Origin of the sequence: Streptomyces sp. NPDC005263 (genome assembly GCF_042872365.1) — a bacterium.
Taxonomy (GTDB): domain Bacteria; phylum Actinomycetota; class Actinomycetes; order Streptomycetales; family Streptomycetaceae; genus Streptomyces.
This window is the reverse complement of the sequence record NZ_JBIAKJ010000013.1, coordinates 12,471-34,879: the sequence shown is the minus strand read 5'-3', so window position 1 is coordinate 34,879 and position 22,409 is coordinate 12,471. Positions and strand designations below refer to the sequence as shown.

Below are 22,409 nucleotides of genomic sequence, written 5' to 3'. Positions count from 1 at the left end.
CCGGGGTCCCGGGGTGCTTCTTCCGCGGTGCTTTCGGTGTCAGGATGCTGCTGCTCATCCCGCCGGCCTCGGCCCACTGGTTCTTCCGCACCTTCGGAGTGACGACATGACCGACATCCCTACGCGGCGCACCCTTCTCATCGCGGCGGGCGGGGCGGGCGCGGCGGCGCTGACCGCGGGCTGCGGTGGCGGCGAGGGCTCCTCATCCTCGAACGCCACCCCCGGTACGGAACTGGCCAGGACGGCGGACATCCCGGTCGGCGGCGGCAAGATCTTCAAGGACGAGGGGATCGTCGTCACCCAGCCCGCGCAGGGCGAGTTCAAGGGCTTCTCGAACATCTGCACGCACGCTCAGTGTCCGGTGGCCAGCGTCTCGGACGGCACCATCAACTGCACCTGTCACGGCAGCAAGTTCAACATCACCGACGGCTCGGTGGTCCACGATCCGGCGACGCGACCGCTGCCCCAGAAGAAGATCACGGTGCGGGACGGCTCGATCCGCCTGGCCTGAGGATCACCCGGGCCGCCCACTCGTCACCGGCCCGCCCTACCGGCGCCCGACCGGCAGGCGCCTGCGGCGCGTCAGGCGTCCCAGAGCGCCCCGAACGTCGCCAGCTCGCTCTGGTACTCGATCCGGTCCGCCCACTGCGCGGGCCACACCTCCGCACCCAGGTGCGCGCCCGCGAACGCGCCCGCCAGACAGGCGATCGAGTCGGAGTCCCCGGAGGTGCAGGCGGCGCGCCGCAGGGCCGTCAGCGGCTCGTCGACGAAGAGCAGGAAGGACAACAGCCCGGTCGCCAGCGCCTCTTCGGCGATCCAGCCCGCCCCGGTGGCCAGGCACGGGTCGGTCTCGGGCGAGGGAGTCCGCAGCGCCTCCTGGAGACGGTCCAGGACGCCCACACACTCGTCCCAGCCGCGCGCGATGAACTGCTCGGGCGAGGAGTCGTGGCCGCGCGTCCACAGATCACCGAGCCAGCGCTCGTGGTAGTGGCTGCGGTTGTCGTCCGCGTACGCCCGCAGCAACCCGGTCAGCGCGGCCGGCTCGACCCCCTGCGCGAGCAGCCGTACGGCATGGGCGGTGAGGTCGGAGGCGGCGAGTGCCGTGGGATGGCCGTGGGTGAGCGCGGCCTGCAACTGGGCGGCACCCGCGCGCTGTTCGTCGCTCAGCCCGGGGACCAGCCCGACCGGTGCGACCCGCATGTTGGCACCGCAGCCCTTGGAGCCGATCTGGCTGGCGTCCTGCCAGGGCCGGTCCGCACGTTCCAGCAGCTCGCAGGCCCTCAGACAGGTGTTGCCCGGTGCCCGGTTGTTCTCCGGCGACCGGTTCCAGGCGATGAACTCCCGCCGCACGGGCTCGGCCAGGTCGGGCCCGAGCACCCCGCGGTCCATGGCCGCCCTCAGGCCCCGCGCCAGCGCCAAGGTCATCTGCGTGTCGTCGGTGACGATCGCGGGCGTGGGCAGCGCCATCTCCCGCCACGGCCCGCACTTGGCGAGGATCGACGGCACGTCGTTGAACTCGGCAGGAAAGCCGAGCGCGTCGCCGAGGGCGAGCCCCGTGAGCGCGCCGGTGGCGGCACGCTTCGTGGCGGTCATGGTCATGGGTGGGTGGTGTCCTTCCCGGAGTGACAGGACGAGCGACGAGGCCCGTTTAATCGTCACCTTGACCATAAGGGGCGGCGGTAGGCGTGCGCAAGAAAGCGGCCGGCCCCATGATGGGAAACCGGCCGCCTGTGCCTCGGCGCAACTCGCCCACGCCTCGGCGGTGTTGTCTACAGGTCCACTTCCTTCATCAGCATCCCGACCTCCGTGTTGGACAGCCGCCGCAGCCAGCCCGACTTCTGGTCGCCCAGGGTGATCGGCCCGAAGGAGACCCGGACCAGCTTGTCGACCGGGAAGCCCGCCTCGGCGAGCATGCGACGGACGATGTGCTTGCGGCCCTCGTGGAGCGTCACCTCGACCAGGTAGTTCTTGCCGGTCTGCTCGACGACCCGGAAGTGGTCCGCCTTCGCGTACCCGTCCTCCAGCTGGATGCCGTCCTTGAGCCGCTTGCCCAGGTCGCGCGGGATCGGACCCACGATGTGCGCGAGGTAGACCTTCTTCACGCCGTACTTGGGATGGGTCAGCCGGTGCGCCAGCTCGCCGTGGTTGGTGAGCAGGATGACGCCCTCGGTCTCGGTGTCGAGCCGTCCGACGTGGAAGAGCCGGGTCTCACGGTTGGTGACGTAGTCGCCGAGGCACTGCCGGCCCTCGGTGTCCTCCATCGTCGAGACCACACCGGCGGGCTTGTTCAGCGAGAAGAACTGGTACGACTGCGTCGCCACCGTCAGGCCGTCGACCTTGACCTCGTCCCTCTCCGGGTCGACCCGCTTGCCCTGCTCCAGCACGATCTCGCCGTTGACCTCGACCCGCGCCTGCTCGATCAGCTCCTCGCAGGCCCGCCGGGAGCCGTAGCCGGCACGCGCGAGGATCTTCTGCAGCCGCTCGCCCTCCTGCTCGGCGCCCGGGAACGTCTTGGGCAGCTTGACGTCCTTCTTGCCCGCGTACCGCTCACGGTTGCGCTCCTCGGCGCGCGTCTCGTACTCGCGTGAGGTCGCCGGGGCCGTCCGCCTGCTCTGCTGGGGCCTCTTCGGGCCGCCCTTGGCACCGCCACGGGCCGCGCCGCCGCGACCGGCCTTCGGGCCCTCATGAGACGCGCTGGGCCCCACGTCGTAGCGGCGCTCCTCGGGGCGGGGCTTGCTGGGACGGCCCTGGCCCTGACCCTTGCCCTGGCCCTGACCCTTGCTCTGGCCCTGACCCTGCTTCTGGTCCCTGTTGTTGCCGGCCCCGCGGTGGTTACCGCGCCCACCGCTCTTGCCGCTACCGCTGCTTCGCATCAAATTTCCGTCGTCGTCGGGTTCGTCGTGGGACCGTCGTCCGGGTCCGGGGCGTCCGGATCGAACGACGGTACGCCTTCCTGTGTCTCGGCCTCGATCGCCTCCGCCTCCGGGAGGAAGGGCGCGAGCTCCGGGAGCTCGTCCAGACCGCGCAGGCCCATCCGCTCCAGGAAGTAGTTCGTCGTCACGTACAGGATCGCACCTGTTTCGGGTTCCGTGCCCGCCTCCTCCACCAGACCGCGCTGGAGCAGGGTGCGCATCACGCCGTCGCAGTTCACTCCGCGCACCGCGGAGACCCGGCTGCGGCTGACCGGCTGGCGGTAGGCGACCACCGCCAGGGTCTCCAGCGCCGCCTGTGTGAGCCGGGCCTGCTGGCCGTCCAGGACGAAGCCCTCGACGGCCGGCGCGTACGCGGGGCGGCTGTAGAAACGCCAGCCGCCCGCGATCAGCCGCAGCTCGAAGCCGCGCCCCTGCACGGTGTACTCGTCGGCCAGTTCCCGCAGCGCGTCCCCGATCTGCCTCTTCGGCCGCTGGAGTATCTTCGCGAGGTGCTCCTCCGTCGCCGGCTCGTCCACGACCATGAGGACGGCCTCCAGAGCCGGTTTGAGATCGAGGTCGGCGACCGTGCGCGGCCCGGCCGGAACGTCGGTCGTCTCCTCACTCACGTCTTCTCCTCCTTGGCGTCGTCCTTCGGTACCTCGGGCGGCCGGTCGAACTCGTCGGTGACCTTCGGCGTATCGCCCTCGTCTCCGCCGGTCCAGCGCACCAGCAACTCCCCGAGGGCCGTCTCCTGCTCCAGCGCGACGGCCTTCTCCCGGTACAGCTCCAGCAGCGCCAGGAAGCGCGCCACGACGGTCAGGGTGTCGTCGGTGTCCTCGATCAGCGCCCGGAAGGTCGCCTCGCCCCGCTCCCTGAGCCGTGCGACCACGATCTGGGCCTGCTCCTGGACACTCACCAGCGGCGCGTGGATGTGGTCGACGTACACCTGCGGCCGGGGCCTGGGCTGCATCGCCTTGACCGCGAGCTTCGCGAAGCCCTCCGCGCCGATGCTGATGACCACCTCGGGCAGCAGTTCGGCGTGGTGCGCCTCGAGTCCGACGGTACGGGGGTAGCGGCGGGCCTCGTCGTCGAGCCGGTGGCTGAAGATGTCGGCGATCTGTTTGTACGCGCGGTACTGGAGAAGCCGGGCGAACAGCAGGTCCCGGGCCTCCAGCAGCGCCAGGTCGGCCTCGTCCTCCACCTCGGCGGCGGGCAGCAACCGGGCCGCCTTCAGGTCCAGCAACGTGGCGGCGACGACCAGGAACTCGGTGGTCTGGTCGAGGTCCCAGTCCGGGCCCATCGCCCGGATGTGCGCCATGAACTCGTCGGTCACCTTGGACAGGGCGACCTCGGTGACGTCCAGCTTGTGCTTGGAGATCAGCTGGAGGAGGAGGTCGAAGGGGCCCTCGAAGTTGGAGAGACGGACCTTGAAGACACCGTCGCCGGGGTCTTCGGGGTCTCTGGGCTTTTCGGTCTCCCCGGGCTCTTCCAGTTCCTCGGACTCTTCCGGTTCCCCGGGCTCTTCCGGTTCCCCGGGCTCGTCGGGTTCTCCGGGTGCCTCGGACCGCACAGGGGCGGGAATGTCCGCCGGCGCGGGAACCGCGGCCTCAGGGGAGGGTTCCGCCGGAGCGGGGTGCTCCGCGACCGGCGGTTGCGCCGGCGGGGCGAGGGCTTCCGCGGGAACGGGAACCGCCCCCGGCCCTCTGCCCAGCGCACGCCGACGGCCGGCGGCTGCGCCGGCGCCCGGGGGAACGTCGTTCGAGGTCATGGCCCCCGCAGGCTACCGTTACCGCCCGCGCAGCCGTCGTACGAGGATGCTCGCGTCACCGCGTGACTCCAGGTCGGCCAGCACCACGGCCACGGCCTCGCGGACGATCCGACCGCGGTCGACCGCCAGCCCGTGCTCGCCCCGGAGCACCAGACGCGCGTGCTCCAGATCCATCAGCTCCTCGGCGGAGACGTACACGGTGATCTTCTCGTCGTGCCGCTCCCGCCCGCTGGGACGGCGCGAGGCCGCCCGTCCGCGCTTGCCGCGCGGGGCCGCCGCGTCCGCACCCGAGGCAGAACCTTCCTGCGGGCCCTGACGACGTCCGGCGGGGTCGGCGCCCCGGCTGCGGGACTCGCCGGCCCCGGCCGGTTCCGAGTCGGCCGCCACATGCTCCGCACCGTCACCGTCACCACCCTGGGCCGGCACCGACTGCGGTGCGTCCTCGGACGAGGACGGCGCCGCGGCCGCGGCCCCGTCGGACTCCCCCGCGGGCGCCGGCACCCGGGCCTCGCCGTTGACCGGGCGCCGGGGAGCGGACGGCTGGAGCGCCGTCCCCCCGGTCGTACGGAACAGTTCGTCGGCCCCCGGCAGACTCACTCGGCGTGACACCGGGCGAGCACCTCCCTGGCGAGCTGGCGATACGCGGCGGCGCCGACGGAGTTGGACGCGTACGTGGTGATCGGCTCACCGGCGACCGTGGTCTCCGGGAAGCGGACCGTGCGCCCGATGACCGTGTGGTAGACGTGGTCGTCGAACGCCTCGACGACCCGCGCGAGCACCTCACGGCTGTGCACGGTACGCGAGTCGTACATCGTGGCCAGGATCCCGTCGAGCTCCAGCTCCGGGTTGAGCCGCTCCTGGACCTTCTCGATGGTCTCCGTCAGCAGCGCGACACCACGGAGAGCGAAGAACTCGCACTCCAGGGGCACTATCACCTTGTGCGCGGCCGTCAGGGCGTTCACCGTGAGCAGGCCGAGCGAGGGCTGACAGTCGATCACGATGTAGTCGTAGTCGGCCAGGAGCGGCTTCAGGGCACGTTGCAGCGTCGACTCGCGCGCGACCTCGGAGACCAGCTGGACCTCGGCGGCGGACAGGTCGATGTTGCTGGGCAGCAGGTCCATGTTGGGGACCGCCGTCTTCAGGAGCACCTCGTCGGCCGCCATGCCTCGCTCCATGAGCAGGTTGTAGACGGTGAGGTCGAGCTCCATCGGGTTGACACCGAGACCCACCGACAGCGCGCCCTGCGGGTCGAAGTCCACGAGCAGCACACGACGGCCATACTCCGCGAGGGCGGCACCCAGGTTGATGGTCGACGTCGTCTTGCCGACGCCGCCCTTCTGGTTGCACATCGCGATGATCGTCGCGGGGCCGTGGTTGGTCAGCGGTCCCGGGATCGGGAAGTACGGCAGCGGGCGTCCGGTCGGACCGACGCGCTCCCGGCGCTGCCGGGCGGCGTCGGGCGCGAGCGTGGCCGCGTACTCTGGATCGGGCTCGTACTCGGCGTCGGGGTCGTAGAAGTGCCCGTCGGGCAGTTCGTCGTAGTCGGCGAAGTGGTTGCGGGGCGCGCCACTTCCGTCGCCGGCCATGGCGTTCACGTGATGGCCATCCATGCTCTGGTGTGTCCGAGTCACCTGGGGACTCTGCTGGGCTGCGAAGGTGCGCACCGCGACGGAGCCGACAGCCTCGAACCCCTCGGGGCCCTGGGCCCCTGCAGGCATTCCTGGTTGACCACCCCCGGGAGAAAATGTCGACTCATTCACAAGTCGTCTTACCTCCTTGGTGACCAGGAAACTTCTAGACAGGTCGGCGTGGCACCATGCCGACGGTTGGCGACTCTATGGCGTGTCGGGCGTCCGCAGCAACACAATCCACCGGACCCGGCAGGATGTGTCGGCAATGAAACATCCCTCTGTCAAGGGCGTACGGCCGTCGCACGGTGGGTTTCACCGGTGTACGAATCGGTTCAAGGGTTACGTTCGAGGCGAGTTGACCGAGTGCCGCAAAGTGACCATACACACACCTGGCCGGACCATGTCGGGCAAGGTCCGGCCAGGTGCACGGGGTTGACGACCTCTGTTGACGTATCGACCTTTACCAAAAGGAGACTTAAGGTCGCCGCTCAGCCGAGCAGCGCGTCGAGCTCCACGTGCTCCAGTCCGTGTGCCTCCGCGACCTCGCGGTAAACGACCTTGCCGTCATGTGCGTTGAGCCCCTTGGCGAGCGCGGGATCCCGGCGCAGCGCCGCGACCCAGCCATGATCGGCGAGCTCGACGATGTACGGCAGCGTGGCGTTGGTGAGCGCGTAGGTGGAGGTGTTGGGCACCGCGCCGGGCATGTTGGCGACGCAGTAGAAGACCGAGTTGTGGACCGGGAAGGTCGGCTCGGCGTGGGTGGTCGGACGGGAGTCCTCGAAGCAACCGCCCTGATCGATCGCGATGTCGACAAGGACACTTCCCGGCTTCATGCGTGACACGAGCTCGTTGGTGACCAGCTTCGGGGCCTTGGCACCCGGGATGAGCACCGCGCCGATCACGAGGTCGGCCTCCAGGCAGGCCTTCTCCAGCTCGAAGGCGTTGGAGACGACGGTCTGGATCTTCGTACCGAAGATCTTGTCGGCCTCCTTGAGCTTGTTGATGTCCTTGTCGAGCAGGGTCACGTGGAAGCCCATGCCGATGGCGATCTGCGCCGCGTTCCAGCCGGAGACACCGCCGCCGATGACGACGGCCCTGGCGGCCAGTACGCCCGGGACACCGCCGGGCAGCACCCCTCGGCCGCCGTTGGCGGCCATCAGGTGGTAGGCGCCGACCTGGGGGGCGAGGCGGCCCGCGACCTCGGACATGGGGGCGAGCAGCGGAAGGGCGCGACTGGGCAGTTCGACCGTCTCGTAGGCGATCGCGGTGGTGCCGGACGCGACCAGGGCGTCGGTGCACTCCTTGGACGCGGCCAGGTGCAGGTACGTGAAGAGCGTCTGGTCCTTGCGGAGGCGGTGGTACTCCTCGGCGATGGGCTCCTTGACCTTGAGCAGCAGGTCGGCGGTGGCCCACACCTCGTCGGCGGTCTCCAGGATCCGGGCACCGGCCGCGGCGAACTCGCCGTCCGTGATGGAGGAGCCGACTCCGGCACCCCGCTCGATGACGACCTGGTGGCCGTGGCGCACCAGTTCGTGCACACCGGCCGGGGTGATGGCCACCCGGAACTCGTTGTTCTTGACCTCGCGGGGGATGCCGACCTTCACGTCGATCACGGTCCTTGGCTCAGGGAATGGGGGGCATTGCATGACATACCCAGGCATGCTCGGGCACACCAGGACGCACCGCAGGAGAGCGCGCGGCAGAGCCAGTCTAATGAAGGTGTTCCCGCTGTCTAGCCTTTCATTGCGTCAATCTTCAGCGGATGTACTGCGGATTTCGCAGGCGTTCGCGTCTTGTTTCAGGTGAACGGCCTGCTCCGGCTCCGGCTCGGCCCGTGTTTCCGGCGTCCGCAGCTCGTCACCCAACAGCCGCTCGGCCGTACCCCGGTGCAGCGAGGCCGCCGCCGGATCGCCGAGACGCTCCAGCGTGTCGCCGAGCCGCAGCTGGAGCGCGGCCTGGAGACGGACGTCCTCGGCGCGACGCGCCCACTCCAGCGCCTCGTGGCAGGTGCGCAGCGAGTCCTCGGGGCATCCGGCGTACTCCTGGACGCGCGCGAGTTCGCTCAACGCCCGCGCGTGGGCCGCCACATCGCCGTCCTTGCGGTGCCCGGCCACCGCCGCCCGCCAGCCCCGCTGCGCCTCGCCGTAACGACCCGCGAGGGTGTGCGCGGCGGCGATACGGCCGTACAGCCGGGCGGCGTCCGCGCGCTCGTCCCGGGCCAGTCGCTGGGCGAGGGCGCGGCCGAACCAGTCGGCCGCCCGGTCGGGGTCCCCGAGCTCCAGGTGGGCCCCGCCCACGGATTCCATCGCGCGGCCGGTCGCGTACGGGTCGTTCGCCTCCCGTCCCGCGTCCAGCGCCGCCCGGTACCGCGCCAGCGCCTCGTTCGTGCGGCCGGTCCGGGCGTCCAGGTCGGCGAGGTTCAGCAGCGCGGCGGCCTTCTCCCGGGGCAGCTTCTGGCGCTCGGCCACGTCGAGGACGAGGCGGTGGACGCCGTACAGGTCGGACGCGACCGCCCGGGTGCCGCAGTGGGCCACCAGGGCCCGCACGAGCTGGGACATCAGACGCCGGGCGAGGGTGTCCAGCTCCCCGTCGGCGACCGCGAGCCGGGCCGAGGCGAGCAGGGCGGGCTTGCGCAGGGTCAGCCACTGGGCGGCCGCCCGGGGGGTCGGGAAGCGCAGGGCGGGGGGCATGCCCAGGAGCTTCTCGCGGGCCTCGGGGCTGTCGGTCTCGGTGATCGCCCGGCAGGACTGCAGCAGCCGCACGGTCCGCTCCAGCATGCGGGCCCGGGCCAGCTGCAGCTCGGCGGGCCGGTCCTGGGTCTCGGTGAGCGCCTTCAGCAGGGGGTGCAGACAGCCGGGGACCTCGTACTGCGGCAGCGGCGAGTCCACCGCCCGGAGCAGGCCGAGGGCGACGAAGTCGTCCAGGGTGGTGCGGGCCCCGGTCACCGAGCAGCCGGCCAGCGCGGACGCGGTGTGCGGGTCGACCAGGCCGGCCGGGGCGAGGGCGAGCAGGCGCAGTATCCGGGCGGCGGGACCGGGCAGGGACGCGTACACGAGCCGGAAGACCCGGCTGAGCGGGGTGCCCTCCTCGCCCTCCGCGTGCAGGTGCTTGGCGAAGTCGGAGACGGCCGACTTGGGGCGGGCGGCGAGCCAGCCGCCGGCCAGGGTCAGCGCGGCGGGCTGGCCCTGGCAGGTCACCGCCAGGCCCTCGGCGGCCCGCGGATCGACGGTGACGCGGACCGACCCGGTGTGCCGGGACAGCAGTTCCACCGCCGACTTGGTGTCGAGGCCGCCCAGGGTGCAGGGGCGGACGTCCGCGATCCCGGTCAGCGGGCCCCCTGAGACGGCGACGACCAGGCACTCCGGGGTGTCCGGCAGCAGGGCGTCGACCTGTTCGGCGGTGGCCGCGTCGTCGAGCAGGAGCAGCGTCCGGCGGTCGGCGAGGGCCTCGCGCAGGGCCGCGGTGAGGTCGTCCTCGGCGGCTCCGGCCGGGGCCGGCACCTCCAGGGCGGCGAGCAGTTCGCGGGCGGTGCGCTCGACCGGGACGGGGGTGCCGTCGGGCTCGCCGAGGCGGGCCCGCAGGACCCCGTCCGGGTAACGGTCGGCGACCTGTCGGGCGAGTTCCGCGGCGAGGGCGGTGCGTCCCGAACCGGGCCTGCCCGCGATGAGGAGCACGCGCGCGCGGGGGGCCTTGCGGCCGGAGATCGTATCCAGTCCGGCGCGCTCGATGTCGGCGCGCAGTTCCTTCAACTCCCGTGTGCGGCCGAGGAATTGGTCGTCCCGGGGAGCCTGTGCCGACAGCCGTGCACCGTCTGCGTCCACCACCTGATCCGTCACGGGCCACACTCCCGTCCCACCGCACGCGCAAGCCCGCCGGGACTCCGGTTCGGGCGTTTCCAGAGCCTAGTTCACGCTCTGCTACGTTCCGGGCGGAGCGCGGCGGACACATCCCTCAATCGGATCAGCCGATGGTCACACCAGGAGGGGGTGTGAATGGTCCGGAGTGCGGGTTGCGGGCGTTCAGGAGTCGAAGGGGCGTGCGGGCCAGGGCGCCTCCGCCGGGCGCAGTGCGTCGAGCCCTTCGCCGCCCCGCGCGGCGACCAGCGAAAGCACGCCCACCACGAGGCAGTTGTTGTGGAGGTCGCCCGCCAGCACACCCTGGACCAGGTCGTCGACCGGGACCCGCGCGTGCTCCATGTCGGCCTCCTCGTCCTCCACCTCGAAGCGGTCCCCGTCGGCCTCGGACAGGTCGCGGGCGAGAAAGATCCGTACGGCTTCGTCACAACCGCCGGGGGTGGTGTAGACGTCGGTCAGCACCCGCCAGTCCTCGGCCTTGACGTGCGCCTCCTCGTACAGTTCGCGCTGGGCCGCGTGCAGCGGGTTCTCGCCGGGCACGTCGAGCAGGCCGGCCGGGATCTCCCACAGCCGTTGCCGCGCCGGGTGGCGGTACTGCTTGATCAGCAGGACCCGGTCCTCCCCGTCGAGGGCGACGACGGCCACCGAACCGGGGTGGACCTGGTAGTCGCGGTTGACCACCGAGCCGTCGGGCATGACCACCTCGTCCGTGCGGACGGAGGTCTTGTTGCCCACGAAGGGGGTCTTGGTCGACCGGATCCGCCACTCCTCGGGGGTGTCCTTGATCGTCATGCCCTGTCCTTCCAGACGTACGGAAACCACGCGACGCAGGCGTCCGGAAGCCGTCCGACGCGCTGCGGCCACGTGCGAAAAAGCAGCCGGGGCGGTCACCTTTTGAAGGATCGCACCCCGGCCACCGTACAACTGGTGTGTTACTTCGAATTCTCCCGAGCCGCCTCGGTCCTTTGGACGGCCGCCTTCACCAGCCCGGCGAACAGCGGGTGCGGACGCGTCGGACGCGAGCGCAGCTCCGGGTGCGCCTGGGTGGCGACCAGATAGGGGTGGACCTCGCGCGGGTACTCGACGTACTCGACGAGCTTGCCGTCCGGCGAGGTGCCGGAGAACTGGATGCCGGCCCGCTTCTCCAGCTCCGCGCGGTAGGCGTTGTTCACCTCGTAGCGGTGCCGGTGGCGCTCCTCGACGTACTCCTTGCCGTCGTACACCTCACGCACGATCGACCCCTCGGCGAGCTTGGCCGGGTACATGCCCAGCCGCATCGTGCCGCCCATGTCGCCCTCGCCGGCGACGATGTCGAGCTGCTCGGCCATGGTGGAGATGACCGGGTGCGAGGTGGCCGGGTCGAACTCGGTGGAGTTGGCGTCCGGGATGTCGGCGAGGCTGCGCGCGGCCTCGATCACGATGCACTGGAGGCCCAGGCACAGGCCGAGCAGCGGGATCTTGTGCTCGCGGGCGTAGCGGATGGCGCCGACCTTGCCGAGCACACCGCGGTCGCCGAAGCCGCCGGGGATGCAGATGCCGTCCACGTCCTCGAGCTGCTGGGCGGCGCCGGCCGGGGTCTTGCAGTCGTCCGAGGTGACCCACTTGATCTTCACGCGGGCCCGGTTGGCGAAGCCGCCCGCGCGCAGCGCCTCGATGACCGAGAGGTAGGCGTCGGGCAGGTCGATGTACTTGCCGACCAGGGCGAGGGTGATCTCGTGGTCGGGGTTGTGGACGCGGTCGAGCAGGTCGTCCCAGGTCCGCCAGTCCACGTCGCGGAACGGCAGGTCCAGTTTGCGGACGACGTAGGCGTCCAGGCCCTCGCCGTGCACGGTCTTCGGGATGTCGTAGATCGAGCGGGCGTCGGGGCAGGCGACCACGGCGGCCTCGTCGACGTCGCACATCAGAGAGATCTTGCGCTTGATCGCGGTGGGTACCTCGCGGTCGCAGCGCAGCACGATCGCGTCTGGCTGGATACCGATGTTCCGCAGCGCGGCGACCGAGTGCTGGGTCGGCTTCGTCTTCAGCTCACCCGAGGGACCGATGTACGGCAGGAGGGAGATGTGGACGACGAAGACGTTGTCCCGGCCGACCTCGTGCCGGACCTGGCGGACCGTCTCCAGGAAGGGCAGCGACTCGATGTCGCCGACCGTGCCGCCGACCTCCGTGATCACGACGTCGACCTCGTCGGTCGCCATGCGGCGGATGCGGTGCTTGATCTCGTTGGTGATGTGCGGGATGACCTGGACGGTGTCGCCGAGGTACTCGCCACGCCGTTCCTTGGCGATCACCGTGTTGTACACCTGGCCGGTGGTGACGTTGGCGGAGCCGTCGAGATCACGGTCGAGGAAGCGCTCGTAGTGGCCGATGTCCAGGTCGGTCTCGGCGCCGTCGTTGGTGACGAACACCTCACCGTGCTGGAAGGGGTTCATCGTGCCCGGGTCGACGTTCAGGTACGGGTCGAGCTTCTGCATCACGACGCGCAGGCCACGCGCCTTGAGCAGCATGCCGAGGCTGGAGGCCGTCAAGCCCTTGCCGAGCGAGGAGGCGACACCCCCGGTCACGAAGATGTGCTTGGTCGTCGTGGCAGGGCTGTTTCGAAAAGCAGCGGGCGGCATGGCCAAGGCGGGGCTCCCGTGGTCGCGGTCTGGGGTTGCGGTGCGGCTGCCGCACCGGAGGCTTTCCGGGGGCGCCGTCGCTGCGGTTCGGGGGTTTCGTGCCCACCGGTCCACGGGCTACCAGGGTATCAGCGACCGGGCGCGGTGATTTCCGGCCACGCTCCGCGCACAGATCGGCACAGACCCGCACGCTCTCACGTGTTTCTCACCTCACGCTCACCCGTTCGGCTCACCCGCGTTGCCCGGGGCAGCACGCAGATCATCTACGTGCGTCGTATCCTGCTCGGACACTCACTGCCGAGCCAGGCCGGCAACACGGGACCACCCCCCTCCCGTAACGACCGGAACAACCGGAACAACGAGAGCTCGTCAGTTCGTTGAGCAACAGTTGTCGTTTTGCCTCACAGCGGTAGGACTGTTTTGATTCACCGCTCAACGACGCAGTAACAAGACCCACACCCCTTTTACCGCAAGCGACAGCCCCCTGTTCCGGGGGTGACGTGGCCGTTCGACTGGAGTTGCACGTGGCCGGGCGCATCGAAGATTACGCACTCATCGGAGACATGCAGACCGCAGCCCTGGTCTGCCGGGACGGCACAGTGGACTGGCTGTGCCTGCCCCGCTTCGACTCGCATGCCATCTTCGCCGGTCTGCTCGGCACGGAGGAACACGGCTTCTGGCGGATCGGCCCGGCGCACGCGTCCGGCGCCGAGCCGCCCACCGCGGCCCGACGCAGCTACCGCGGCGACTCCCTGATCCTGGAGTCCGAGTGGGACACCCCACGCGGCACGGTCCGGGTGATCGACTTCATGCCTCCGCGTGACGGCGCTCCGCAGCTGATCAGGATCGTGGAGGGCGTCTCGGGCCGGGTCCCGATGCGCTCGGCGCTGCGGATGCGTTTCTCCTACGGCCGGATCGTGCCGTGGGTGCACAAGCACGAGGGCCGCACGGTGGCCGTCGCCGGGCCGGACTCCGTGTGGTTCGACACAGAGGCCGAGACGTACGGGAAGTCGCTGACGACGTACGCGGACTTCACCGTCGCCCCCGGTGACCGGATCGCGTTCACCATCTCCTGGGAGCCCTCGCACAAGGAGCCGCCGCCGCTGCCGGAACCGGAGCAGTCACTGGAGGCGACGGAGGACTTCTGGCGGGACTGGGTCGAGCACTGCACGTACCACGGCCCCTACCGCGAGGCCGTGATCCGTTCGCTGATCACCCTGAAGGCGCTGACCTACGGCCCGACCGGCGGCATCGTCGCCGCGCCCACCACGTCCCTGCCGGAGGAGATCGGCGGTGTCCGCAACTGGGACTACCGCTACACCTGGCTGCGGGACGCGGCCATCACGCTCTCCTCGCTGCTGCGCACCGGTTACCGCGAGGAGGCCCGCGCCTGGCGCGAATGGCTGCTGCGGGCCGTCGCCGGTGACCCGGAGAACCTGCAGATCATGTACGGCATCGCGGGTGAGCGCGAGCTGGGCGAGGCCGAGCTGGACTGGCTGCCCGGCTACGAGAACTCCGGGCCGGTCCGGGTCGGCAACGGCGCCGCGCACCAACTCCAGCTGGACGTGTACGGCGAGGTCACCGAGGCCCTGCACCTGGCCCACATGACGGGCCTGGCCCGCAACGACTACGCCTCGCTGCTCCAGCTGAAGCTGATCCGCTACCTGGAGCAGCACTGGGACGAGCCGGACGAGGGCATCTGGGAGGTGCGCGGTCCGCGCCGCCACTTCGTGCACTCCAAGGTGATGGCCTGGGTCGCCGTCGACCGCACGATCAAGCTGATCGAGTCCGGGGACGCGGACGGCCCGCTGGAGAAGTGGCGTGAACTGCGCGACGACATCCACCGGGACGTGTGCGAGCGGGGCTACGACAAGGAGCGCAACACGTTCACCCAGTCGTACGGCTCGAAGGAGTTGGACGCCTCCCTGCTGCTGATCCCGCAGATGGGCTTCCTGCCGCCGGACGACAAGCGCGTGATCGGCACGATCGAGGCGATCCAGCGGGAGCTGTCCACCTCGGACGGATTCATCCTGCGCTACCCGACCTCGGGCGACAACGAAGGCGTCGACGGTCTGCCCGGCGACGAAGGGGCCTTCTTGGCCTGCTCGTTCTGGATGGCGGACGACCTCGCGATGATCGGCCGCGTGGACGAGGCCCGCAAGCTGTTCGAGAAGCTCCTGGCCCTGCGCAACGACCTCGGCCTGCTGGCCGAGGAATGGGACCCCCGCCTGCAACGCCAGGTCGGCAACTTCCCCCAGGCCTTCAGCCACGTGCCCCTCATCGACACGGCCCTGCGCCTGACGGCCTCGGGGGCGTACGGCGGCTGAGCGAGACCGGTTGGCCGTGCCCGCCTAGGGGGTGTCCGCAAAGTCGCGTCGTCCGCCCGAAGGGCGGGCCCTGCGGCGTCCGGTGCGTGCTCTCGGCGTGCCGGGCGGACGCCCGCGTACTGGTCGTACTCGGGTGTTCGCCCGGTGCGGCGAGAGTGCGTGCCGGGCGTCGCAGGGCAGGCGGGACTTTGCGGACACCCCCTAGGCTGGAAGCAGACAATGCCCCTTCTCGGAAGGGAGCGGCCATGGCTTCCCCCTCGAAGGCGGGCGCGGCTCTCACCGCGTTCCGCGAGGATCTGGTCGGCGACGTGTTCACCCCGCAGGACCCTGGGTACGACGACGCCCGGGCCGTCTTCAACGCCATGATCGACCGGCGGCCGGCGGTGATCGCGCAGTGTGTGGACGAGACGGATGTGGTGCGCTCGCTGCGCTTCGCCCGGAGCCTCGATCTGCCGGTCGCGGTTCGCGGCGGCGGGCACAGTGTGGCGGGCATGGCGCTGGGCGACGGGGCGGTGGTGGTCGACCTGCGTCACATGCGCGCCGTCACGGTCGATCCCGCGGCCGAGGCGGTACGGGTCGCGGGCGGCGCCACGATGAGCGACCTGGACCGCGCCACCCAGCCCCACGGCCTGGCCACCACCGGTGGCCGGGCGTCGACGACCGGGGTGGGCGGCTTCGTCCTGGGCGGCGGCACGGGCTGGCTGGACCGGCACTGCGGACTGGCCGTCGACAACCTCCTGGGCGTGGAACTGGTCACAGCCGACGGCAGCCGGGTGCATGCGAGCGACGACGAGAACCCGGACCTGTTCTGGGCCCTGCACGGCGGCGGCGGGAACTTCGGCGTCGCGACCGCGATCACTCTGAAGCTGCACGAGCTGCCCGAGTTCTCCATCGCGCTGCTGCTGTACCTCCCCGAGCACGGTCCCGAGGTCACGCGTACCTACCGCGATGTCATCACGGCCGGTCCCGACGAGGCCGGCGGCGCTGTCATCTATCTCACCGGCCCGCCCGAGGAGTTCGTACCACCGCATCTGGTCGGGTCGTTGCTGTGCGGGGTGCTGCTGACGTACGCCGGGTCCGAGGCGGACATGCGCAAGCTGGCCGAGCCGCTGCTGGCGCTGCCGCACGAGTCGGAGGTCGTCGGGGCGATGCCCTACGCCGACGTCCAGTGCATGATCGACGATCCTCCCGGAATGCGGAACTACTGGTCGGCGGAGTACCTGACGGGCGCGCCCGACGACTTCGTGGCGGCCTTCTGCGCCCAGGGGGAGGCCATGCCCGTACCGACCGGCACCCTGCACGCGCTGTTCCCGCAGGGCGGCGCGATCGGCACCGGGCCGCACACGTATCCCGTGCCCTACCGGGACGCGCCGTGGGCGGTGCACCCCTTCGGTCTGTGGGAGGACCCCGCGGACGACGAGCGCTGCGTCCAGTGGGTTCGGGATGTCCGTACCGCCGCCCGGCCGTGGAGCACCGGCGCGGTCTACCTCAACTTCATCGGCGACGAGGGCAGTGACCGGGTCGTGGCCGGCGTGGGCGCCGAGAACAGCCGGCGGCTGGCGGAGGTGAAGCGGCGGTACGACCCCGACAACGTCTTCCGTTTCAACCACAACATCAGGCCTGACTGAGAGCCGTCCCGGCGTCATGCGGGCTGCGGGGCGGGCGTCGCCGGAGCGGCCGGGACCTTGCGGGTCTCGCGCATGATCAGCAGGCCGTTGACCACCATCAGTGTCGCGGTCAGGCAGTGGACGCCGAGGGCGGTGGCCACGGAGCCGTGGTGGGCCAGCACGGTGGCCATGTCGCCGTACGCGGCGAGCGCCTCCACCAGCAGCACCAGGCCCAGCGCTCGGCGGTGGCCCGTCACCAGCAGGACGGCCAGCACCAGGCCTAAGACGACATCGCGGATTCCCTTGATGATCAGGAAGCCGCCGCCGTCGCCGGACGGCCAGCTCGGCAGGCCGAAGGTCGGTGCCGTCGTCTCCGGGCTGAGGATGAACTCCGTCCCGAACCAGAGGATGAAGAGGATGAAGGCGGCGGCGAGCACGGTGTTGATCTTCTTCAGTGACATGGTTCTTCTCCTTGTGAGTCTTCGTGAGTCTTCGTCAGCTTGGTGAGCTTCGTGGAGCTGCTGAGCCGTGTGGGACCCGATGTCGGGGGCGGCTTCGGTGTCAGACGAGGGCGGTGACCAGCAGGGTGAAGGCGGCGATGATGACGGCGACCCGGACGTAGTGGAAGCGCTCCCAGCGGTTCAGCTGCTCTTTCCAGTCCGCGGGCCGGTTCTCGGGGGTCCACGTCTTGTTCCGGTTGTTGATCGGGACGAGCAGCAGAAGCGACATGACCACGCTGACGATCAGCAGCCCGGCGGCGGTGACGACGAGGCCGGTGCCCTCGTGGTGCCATCCGGCGATGGCCCAGACCGCGCTCAGGACGAGCGAGCCGATGTACCAGAACGGCATCACGGCGCCAAGCATCCGGCCCCCGTGGGCGTGGGCCGCCTGGCTGCTGTCCTCGGGGAGGGCGCTCAAGATCGGGTTCATGACGAAGGCGACGGAGAACTCCACCCCCACCATCAGGCCGACGACCACGGTGGTGAAGACCTCAAGTGCGTTGAGCATGATGATCCCTCCTGGATCTAGCGCTGCTAGGTGTTGATGCAACGCTAGACCTACTGCCGCTCGATTGTCTAGCGGTGCTAGGATCGAATCATGTCGGTACAGGAACGCAAGCAGCGCGAACGGGCGGAGCGCGAGCGCCTCATCGTGGCGACGGCCCGCGAACTCGCCGAGCAGCAGGGCTGGGACGCGGTCACCACCCGCCGGCTCGCCGAACGCATCGAGTACAGCCAGCCCGTCCTCTACAGCCACTTCCGCGGCAAACGCGAGATCATCGGCGCCGTCGCCATCGAGGGCGCCACCGAGATGGCCGTGGCCGTGCGGGCCGCGACCTCCGAGGCGAGCAGCCCGCGCGAGCGGGTCGCCGCTCTTGCCCGCGCCTACCTGGACTTCGCCGCACGCAACCCGGCGGTCTACGACGCCTTGTTCCAGCTCGACGGCGGCCTGGCGTACGCGAAGGAGGAAACCCCGGAGCCACTGAAGGACGCCTTCGCCGCCCTGCTGGAGACCCTCGGCGAGGTCGCCGGGGACGGCGTCCACCCGGGGCTGTTCACCGAGACGTTCTGGGCTGCCCTGCACGGCCTGGCCACCCTGACCCGGGCGGGACGGCTGCCACCGGAGGACGCCGAGTGGAGGGTGGAGTTGCTGGTGGACCGGCTCGCGATTGCCTGACACGCCCTGCCGGCGGGGGCCGTGACGCCCCGCTGCCATCCGGCGCCGCGATGCGGCCGGTCGTCCCCTGACCGCGCGGCTCGCCCCGCGATCCCCGGAGATGTCTCCGGGGCTGGTCCGCGGGTAGCGTCCGCTGCATGGACAGCCGCACGGACCACCGATTCGAGACCCAGGGCGGCGGCATCACCGTGCAGCGCGCGCTGGAGCTGCCGGGCCTGCGCAGCGGTCTGCCCGAGGTCCTCGCGGGCGCCGACCGGCTGCATCGGACCGTCCGCTGGGTGCACGCGGGCGAGGTACCCAACATCGCCTCGCTGCTCAAGGGCGGCGAGCTGCTGCTGACCACGGGCTACGGCCTCGGGACCCGCCCGGCCGACCAGCGCGTGTTCGTGCGCACGCTCGCCGAACGCGGCATCGCGGCCCTCGTCGTGGAGCTCGGCCCGCGCTTCGCCCGCCTGCCCGCGGCGCTGGTCGACACGGCACGCGCGGCCGGTCTCCCGCTGGTCCAACTTCATCGCGAGGTGCCGTTCGTGACGGTCACCGAGGAGATCCACACCGAGATCGTCAACGGCCACTACGCCCTGCTCCAGCGGGCGGAGGAGGTGCACCGCCGCTGCACCGAAGCCCTGCTGGGCGGTGGCGGGATACCGCAGGTCCTCGGCATCCTGGCCGACTTCGGCGACAACCCGGTCTTCCTGGAGACGACGGACGGCCGGCTCCTGTTCGCCGCCGGGGCGGGCCCCGAGGGCGCGGACCCGCTCCAGGTGTGGGAGGGGCTGCGCGGCCAGCACAAGGACACCCCGCCGGCCGGCTCGGTCGTGGTGGACGTGCCGGGCGGCGGGCCGGGGGCGGGAGCGGTCCGGGCCCGCCTCGTCCTGCTGCCCGTACGCGCGCCGCTCGCGCCCGTGCACCGCATGGCCGCCGAACGGGCCGCGGGCATCCTGGCCGTGGTCCTGATGCAGGCCCGCCAGGAGGAGGAACTGGCCGCGCGGGGACGCGGGGATTTCCTGACCGACCTCGCCGAGGGCCGGGTCGCGGCCCAGGACGCCCCCGCGCAGGCCCGCGTCCTGGGCTTCAAACCGGGCGACGGCCCGCTGCTGCCCGTGGTCATGCGACTCGGGGACGCCCTGTCCCCCGGCGGCGGCTGGGCGGTCCTGGCGCGCGCGGTCGCGGAGGAGCTGGCGTCGGTGGGGGTGCCGGTCCTGCTGGGCGTACGACCGGTGGAGGGCCGTGTCCCGGTACTGCTGGGCCTGCGTTCGGAGTCGGAGCGGCCGGCCGTCGCGGACCGCGTCGCGGCGGCGCTGCGGGCGGGCGTGGAGCGGGCCGGGATGCAGCGGCCGGGAGCGCAGCCGCCGGTGGTGGTCGTCGGGCAGACCGGCGGCTGGGCGGCGGCCTCGGCGGGGCTCAGGCACGCGGCGGAGACGGCGACGGCGGCTCAGGGTCTGTCGGACCGTCCCTGGTACGACGCCCGCCGCCTGGACATCGACCTGCTGCTGTGGCGGTTGCGCGACCATCCGGACCTGGCGGCCTTCGTGGACCGTGCGATCGGCCCGGTCCGGGACCACGACCACCGCTCCAAACCGCCGCTGCTGCCCACCTTGGAGACGTATCTCGCGCACGCGGGACGCAAGGCGGAGACGGCCCGGGAACTCCACCTCAACCGGCAGACGTTGTACAACCGGCTGGCGCGGATCGGGGAGTTGCTGGGCACCGACCTCGACGATCCGCAGACGGTACTGGCGTTGAGCCTGGCCCTGCGGGCACGCCGGCTCGTGCCGTAGTCCGGCCTGTTTCCAGATCGACGGACTGTTTCTAGATCAACGGCCGGGGCTGGGTCAGTTCGTCGTAGACACTGAGCACTTGCGCGACGGTCTCGTCCTCGGACGGCCAGGTGGCCGCCTGCCGGGCGCCCCTGTCCCGCAGCGACTGCTGCCGCTCGGGGTCGCCGAGGAGGCGTACCACGGCGTCCGCGAACGCCTCGGGGTTGCCGGACGGGACGAGTTCGGCCGCGTCGCCCACGAGTTCGGGGACGGCGCCGGAGTCGGTGGCGACGAGCGGCACCCGCGCGTGGAACGCCTCCTGGGCGAGGACGGACCGCGACTCCTCGCCGCTCGGCAGCAGGGCGAGGTCGGCGGCGGCGAGCAACTCGGTGATGTCCTCCCGCCGTCCGATGAGCCGGACCGGCAGCCCCTCGGCTTCGATCCGCCACTGCAACTCGGCGCGCGAGGGCCCCTCTCCCGCGATCACCACCAGCGGCACCGGGTCGAGGTCGCGCCAGGCGCGCGCGGCATCCAGCAGCTTGTCGTAGCCCCGGTGTGGTTCGAGGGAGCCGACCGCCATCAGCAAGGGACGTCCGGTGGCACCGAGTTCGGCCCGGATCTTGGCCCGCGGCCGGTCGGGGTCCTCCGGCTCCACGGTCTGGCGCGGGCCGGGCAGCGCCACGGCGGCCAGACGCGCGTCCCTTGCTCCGGTACGGCGTGCCCGGTCCACCAGGACGGAGGTGGTGCCGAGCACCACGGTCGCGGCCTTCACCACCCGTCGCTCAAGCAGCCGCAGGAAGTGGGCGCGGGCCCCCTCGGCGTACGCGCGGTCGTGCCAGGTGACGATGAGCGGGGTGCGCCGTCCGCTGAGCGCGAGCACGGCGCGGAAGGAGGCGTGCAGGCCGTGCGCGTGCACCAGGTCGGCGTCGGTGCACGCCTGCCGCAGCGCGGCCACCGCCCCCGGGTCGCTGCTGCGTGGCACGTGCACGTGGTCGGCACCGGCCCCGGTGAAGTCGTAGGCGCGATCGGCCTCCACGGGGGCGCACACGGTGACCCGCACGCCCCGCGCCACCAGCCCGGAGGCCAGGGAGCGCACATGCGCGCTGCTGGCGGCGTTGCCTCCGCCGAGCACCTGCACGGTGCGCAGCGGCGACTGGCCGAGCGGTGAGTGGCTGCTCACGGGGGTCACGTGGCCGGGGCTCCTGGTTCGGCGTCGGGCGGTCACGAGGAAACGTACAGAAGGTGTCGGGCGGAGGGGGTGTACCGCGCGCTTCCTACGCGTACTGCGTTCTGGTCCAAGGATGCCAGTACGTACGGGTGTTCCGGGAACGCCGTCGGCCGTACGCCCTGGCGGCACGGTGGCCCAGGTCACCCACACGAGTGAAGGAGGGCATGATTCCGCACACATGTGCCCACACTGTTCACCCTGGGGGAGGCACCACCTACGCGCCGCGCGCCTCCCCGTGGACGGCCGCGGCGACCAGAGCGGCGGCATGGACGACCAGCCCCGCCCGCCCGTTGCCCGCGACGACGGCGGTGCCCAGCGCGGCACCCAGCGCGTGGGCGCCCGTGTCGCCCATCATCGCGCGCTCGCCGAGGTCGTCGGGGAGCACGGCCAGCGCCGCCCCCACGGCAGCGGCGGCCAACTCCGCCCCCGGCCCCTTCCGCAGCAGTCCCGGCGCGCCGAGTGCGACGACCGCCGCGGCGGCCCGCCCCGGCCGTACGTCGACCAGGTTCACCAGGTGCGCGGCTCCGGCGATCACCACACCCGCCAGCACCTTGTCGACCGCTCGTTCCTTCAGCGACGCGCCCGCGACGAGCCCCGCCGCGGAGATCCCGAGCAGCTTCACGGCCCCGCTGGTGACCTCACCGTCCCGCAGCGCGGTCAGATGCGCACGGAACCCGCGCCGGGCGTCACCGGCCCCGGCTACGTCGTCGTACGCCCCGCACACCCCGGCGACCAGCACCGCTAATCCGGCGGCGGGCCTCACCCGCGCCGTCCCGGTGGCGGCCGCGAAGGCGCACGCGGGCCCGGCGTACCACTCGACCGTCCGCCCCGCGTAGTTGGTCCGAGCCCAGCGCTCACGCCCGCCGGGTGGCTTGGCGCGCAGGCCGGCGGTCGCGGCACGGGTGACGGCGGCGGCGAGCCCCAACGAACTGATCCGGCGAGCACGACTGGTTCCGCGAGTACGGCTCATCATCCGGTCACCCTACGAGGACACGCCTCAGCCCGATGCGCTCACCACTACTCACCGAGCCGA

19 protein-coding genes are annotated in these 22,409 nt (G+C 71.3%); 5 read left to right on the top strand and 14 right to left on the bottom strand.

What is annotated here, in order from left to right:
• The first annotated feature begins 106 nt into the window (after nt 1–106).
• The gene (locus ACFYRY_RS38555) at nt 107–511 is read left to right on the top strand and encodes a Rieske (2Fe-2S) protein (protein WP_389156803.1); all 405 of its coding nucleotides are present in this window, start codon (nt 107–109) and stop codon (nt 509–511) included.
• Nucleotides 512–582: 71 nt separating this feature from the next.
• On the opposite strand, the gene ACFYRY_RS38550 is transcribed toward ACFYRY_RS38555, so the two are convergent.
• From ACFYRY_RS38550 to ACFYRY_RS38505, 10 genes are all read right to left on the bottom strand, one after another.
• On the bottom strand, nt 583–1,599 hold the full coding sequence (locus ACFYRY_RS38550) for an ADP-ribosylglycohydrolase family protein (RefSeq protein ID WP_389156801.1): 1,017 nt from the start codon (nt 1,597–1,599) through the stop codon (nt 583–585).
• Between the two features lie 170 nt (nt 1,600–1,769).
• A complete protein-coding gene (locus ACFYRY_RS38545) occupies nt 1,770–2,873 on the bottom strand; it encodes a pseudouridine synthase (protein WP_389156798.1) in 1,104 nt (367 codons plus the stop codon).
• Nucleotides 2,873–3,538 (bottom strand): SMC-Scp complex subunit ScpB, encoded by a 666-nt coding sequence (gene scpB / locus ACFYRY_RS38540; protein ID WP_389156795.1) that lies wholly within the window; start codon nt 3,536–3,538, stop codon nt 2,873–2,875. The genes ACFYRY_RS38545 and scpB overlap by 1 nt, the downstream gene beginning before the upstream one ends.
• Nucleotides 3,535–4,680: a segregation/condensation protein A gene (locus ACFYRY_RS38535; RefSeq protein ID WP_389156792.1), complete on the bottom strand. Its 1,146-nt coding sequence runs from the start codon at nt 4,678–4,680 to the stop codon at nt 3,535–3,537. The genes scpB and ACFYRY_RS38535 overlap by 4 nt, the downstream gene beginning before the upstream one ends.
• Nucleotides 4,681–4,698: 18 nt before the next feature.
• Nucleotides 4,699–5,289: a hypothetical protein gene (locus ACFYRY_RS38530; protein WP_389156789.1), complete on the bottom strand. Its 591-nt coding sequence runs from the start codon at nt 5,287–5,289 to the stop codon at nt 4,699–4,701.
• Nucleotides 5,274–6,398, bottom strand: a complete 1,125-nt coding sequence (locus ACFYRY_RS38525; protein ID WP_389156786.1) for a ParA family protein — start codon at nt 6,396–6,398, stop codon at nt 5,274–5,276. Before ACFYRY_RS38525 ends, ACFYRY_RS38530 begins: the two co-directional genes overlap by 16 nt.
• Nucleotides 6,399–6,799: 401 nt before the next feature.
• Complete coding sequence (gene ald / locus ACFYRY_RS38520; RefSeq protein WP_389156783.1) at nt 6,800–7,924, bottom strand: alanine dehydrogenase; 1,125 nt, start codon at nt 7,922–7,924, stop codon at nt 6,800–6,802.
• Between the two features lie 135 nt (nt 7,925–8,059).
• Nucleotides 8,060–10,147, bottom strand: coding sequence for a tetratricopeptide repeat protein (locus ACFYRY_RS38515; protein WP_389156780.1), 2,088 nt, complete (start codon nt 10,145–10,147; stop codon nt 8,060–8,062).
• Nucleotides 10,148–10,330: 183 nt separating this feature from the next.
• A complete protein-coding gene (locus ACFYRY_RS38510) occupies nt 10,331–10,957 on the bottom strand; it encodes an NUDIX domain-containing protein (protein ID WP_389156778.1) in 627 nt (208 codons plus the stop codon).
• 140 nt (nt 10,958–11,097) lie between these two features.
• Nucleotides 11,098–12,780, bottom strand: coding sequence for a CTP synthase (locus ACFYRY_RS38505; RefSeq protein WP_389157114.1), 1,683 nt, complete (start codon nt 12,778–12,780; stop codon nt 11,098–11,100).
• A gap of 524 nt (nt 12,781–13,304) precedes the next feature.
• On the opposite strand from ACFYRY_RS38505, the gene ACFYRY_RS38500 reads away from it, so the two are divergent.
• Nucleotides 13,305–15,107, top strand: a complete 1,803-nt coding sequence (locus ACFYRY_RS38500) for a glycoside hydrolase family 15 protein (protein ID WP_389157111.1) — start codon at nt 13,305–13,307, stop codon at nt 15,105–15,107.
• Between the two features lie 245 nt (nt 15,108–15,352).
• Complete coding sequence (locus ACFYRY_RS38495) at nt 15,353–16,735, top strand: FAD-binding oxidoreductase (RefSeq protein ID WP_389156775.1); 1,383 nt, start codon at nt 15,353–15,355, stop codon at nt 16,733–16,735.
• A 14-nt stretch (nt 16,736–16,749) separates the two neighbouring features.
• Here the strand turns inward: ACFYRY_RS38495 and ACFYRY_RS38490 are convergent, their stop codons facing one another.
• Both ACFYRY_RS38490 and ACFYRY_RS38485 read right to left on the bottom strand, forming a co-directional pair.
• Nucleotides 16,750–17,175 (bottom strand): DUF4267 domain-containing protein, encoded by a 426-nt coding sequence (locus ACFYRY_RS38490; RefSeq protein ID WP_389156772.1) that lies wholly within the window; start codon nt 17,173–17,175, stop codon nt 16,750–16,752.
• Nucleotides 17,176–17,275: 100 nt separating this feature from the next.
• Entirely contained in the window at nt 17,276–17,722 is a 447-nt protein-coding gene (locus tag ACFYRY_RS38485; protein ID WP_389156770.1) for an anthrone oxygenase family protein, read from the bottom strand.
• 90 nt (nt 17,723–17,812) lie between these two features.
• Here ACFYRY_RS38485 and ACFYRY_RS38480 point away from each other — a divergent pair, with 90 nt between their 5' ends.
• Nucleotides 17,813–18,391: a TetR/AcrR family transcriptional regulator gene (locus tag ACFYRY_RS38480; RefSeq protein ID WP_389156767.1), complete on the top strand. Its 579-nt coding sequence runs from the start codon at nt 17,813–17,815 to the stop codon at nt 18,389–18,391.
• Between the two features lie 137 nt (nt 18,392–18,528).
• Nucleotides 18,529–20,169, top strand: a complete 1,641-nt coding sequence (locus tag ACFYRY_RS38475; RefSeq protein WP_389156764.1) for a PucR family transcriptional regulator — start codon at nt 18,529–18,531, stop codon at nt 20,167–20,169.
• Nucleotides 20,170–20,200: 31 nt separating this feature from the next.
• Here the strand turns inward: ACFYRY_RS38475 and ACFYRY_RS38470 are convergent, their stop codons facing one another.
• Nucleotides 20,201–21,337: a glycosyltransferase family 4 protein gene (locus tag ACFYRY_RS38470; RefSeq protein WP_389156761.1), complete on the bottom strand. Its 1,137-nt coding sequence runs from the start codon at nt 21,335–21,337 to the stop codon at nt 20,201–20,203.
• Between the two features lie 253 nt (nt 21,338–21,590).
• Nucleotides 21,591–22,346, bottom strand: coding sequence for a hypothetical protein (locus ACFYRY_RS38465; RefSeq protein ID WP_389157108.1), 756 nt, complete (start codon nt 22,344–22,346; stop codon nt 21,591–21,593).
• Nucleotides 22,347–22,409 lie beyond the last annotated feature (63 nt).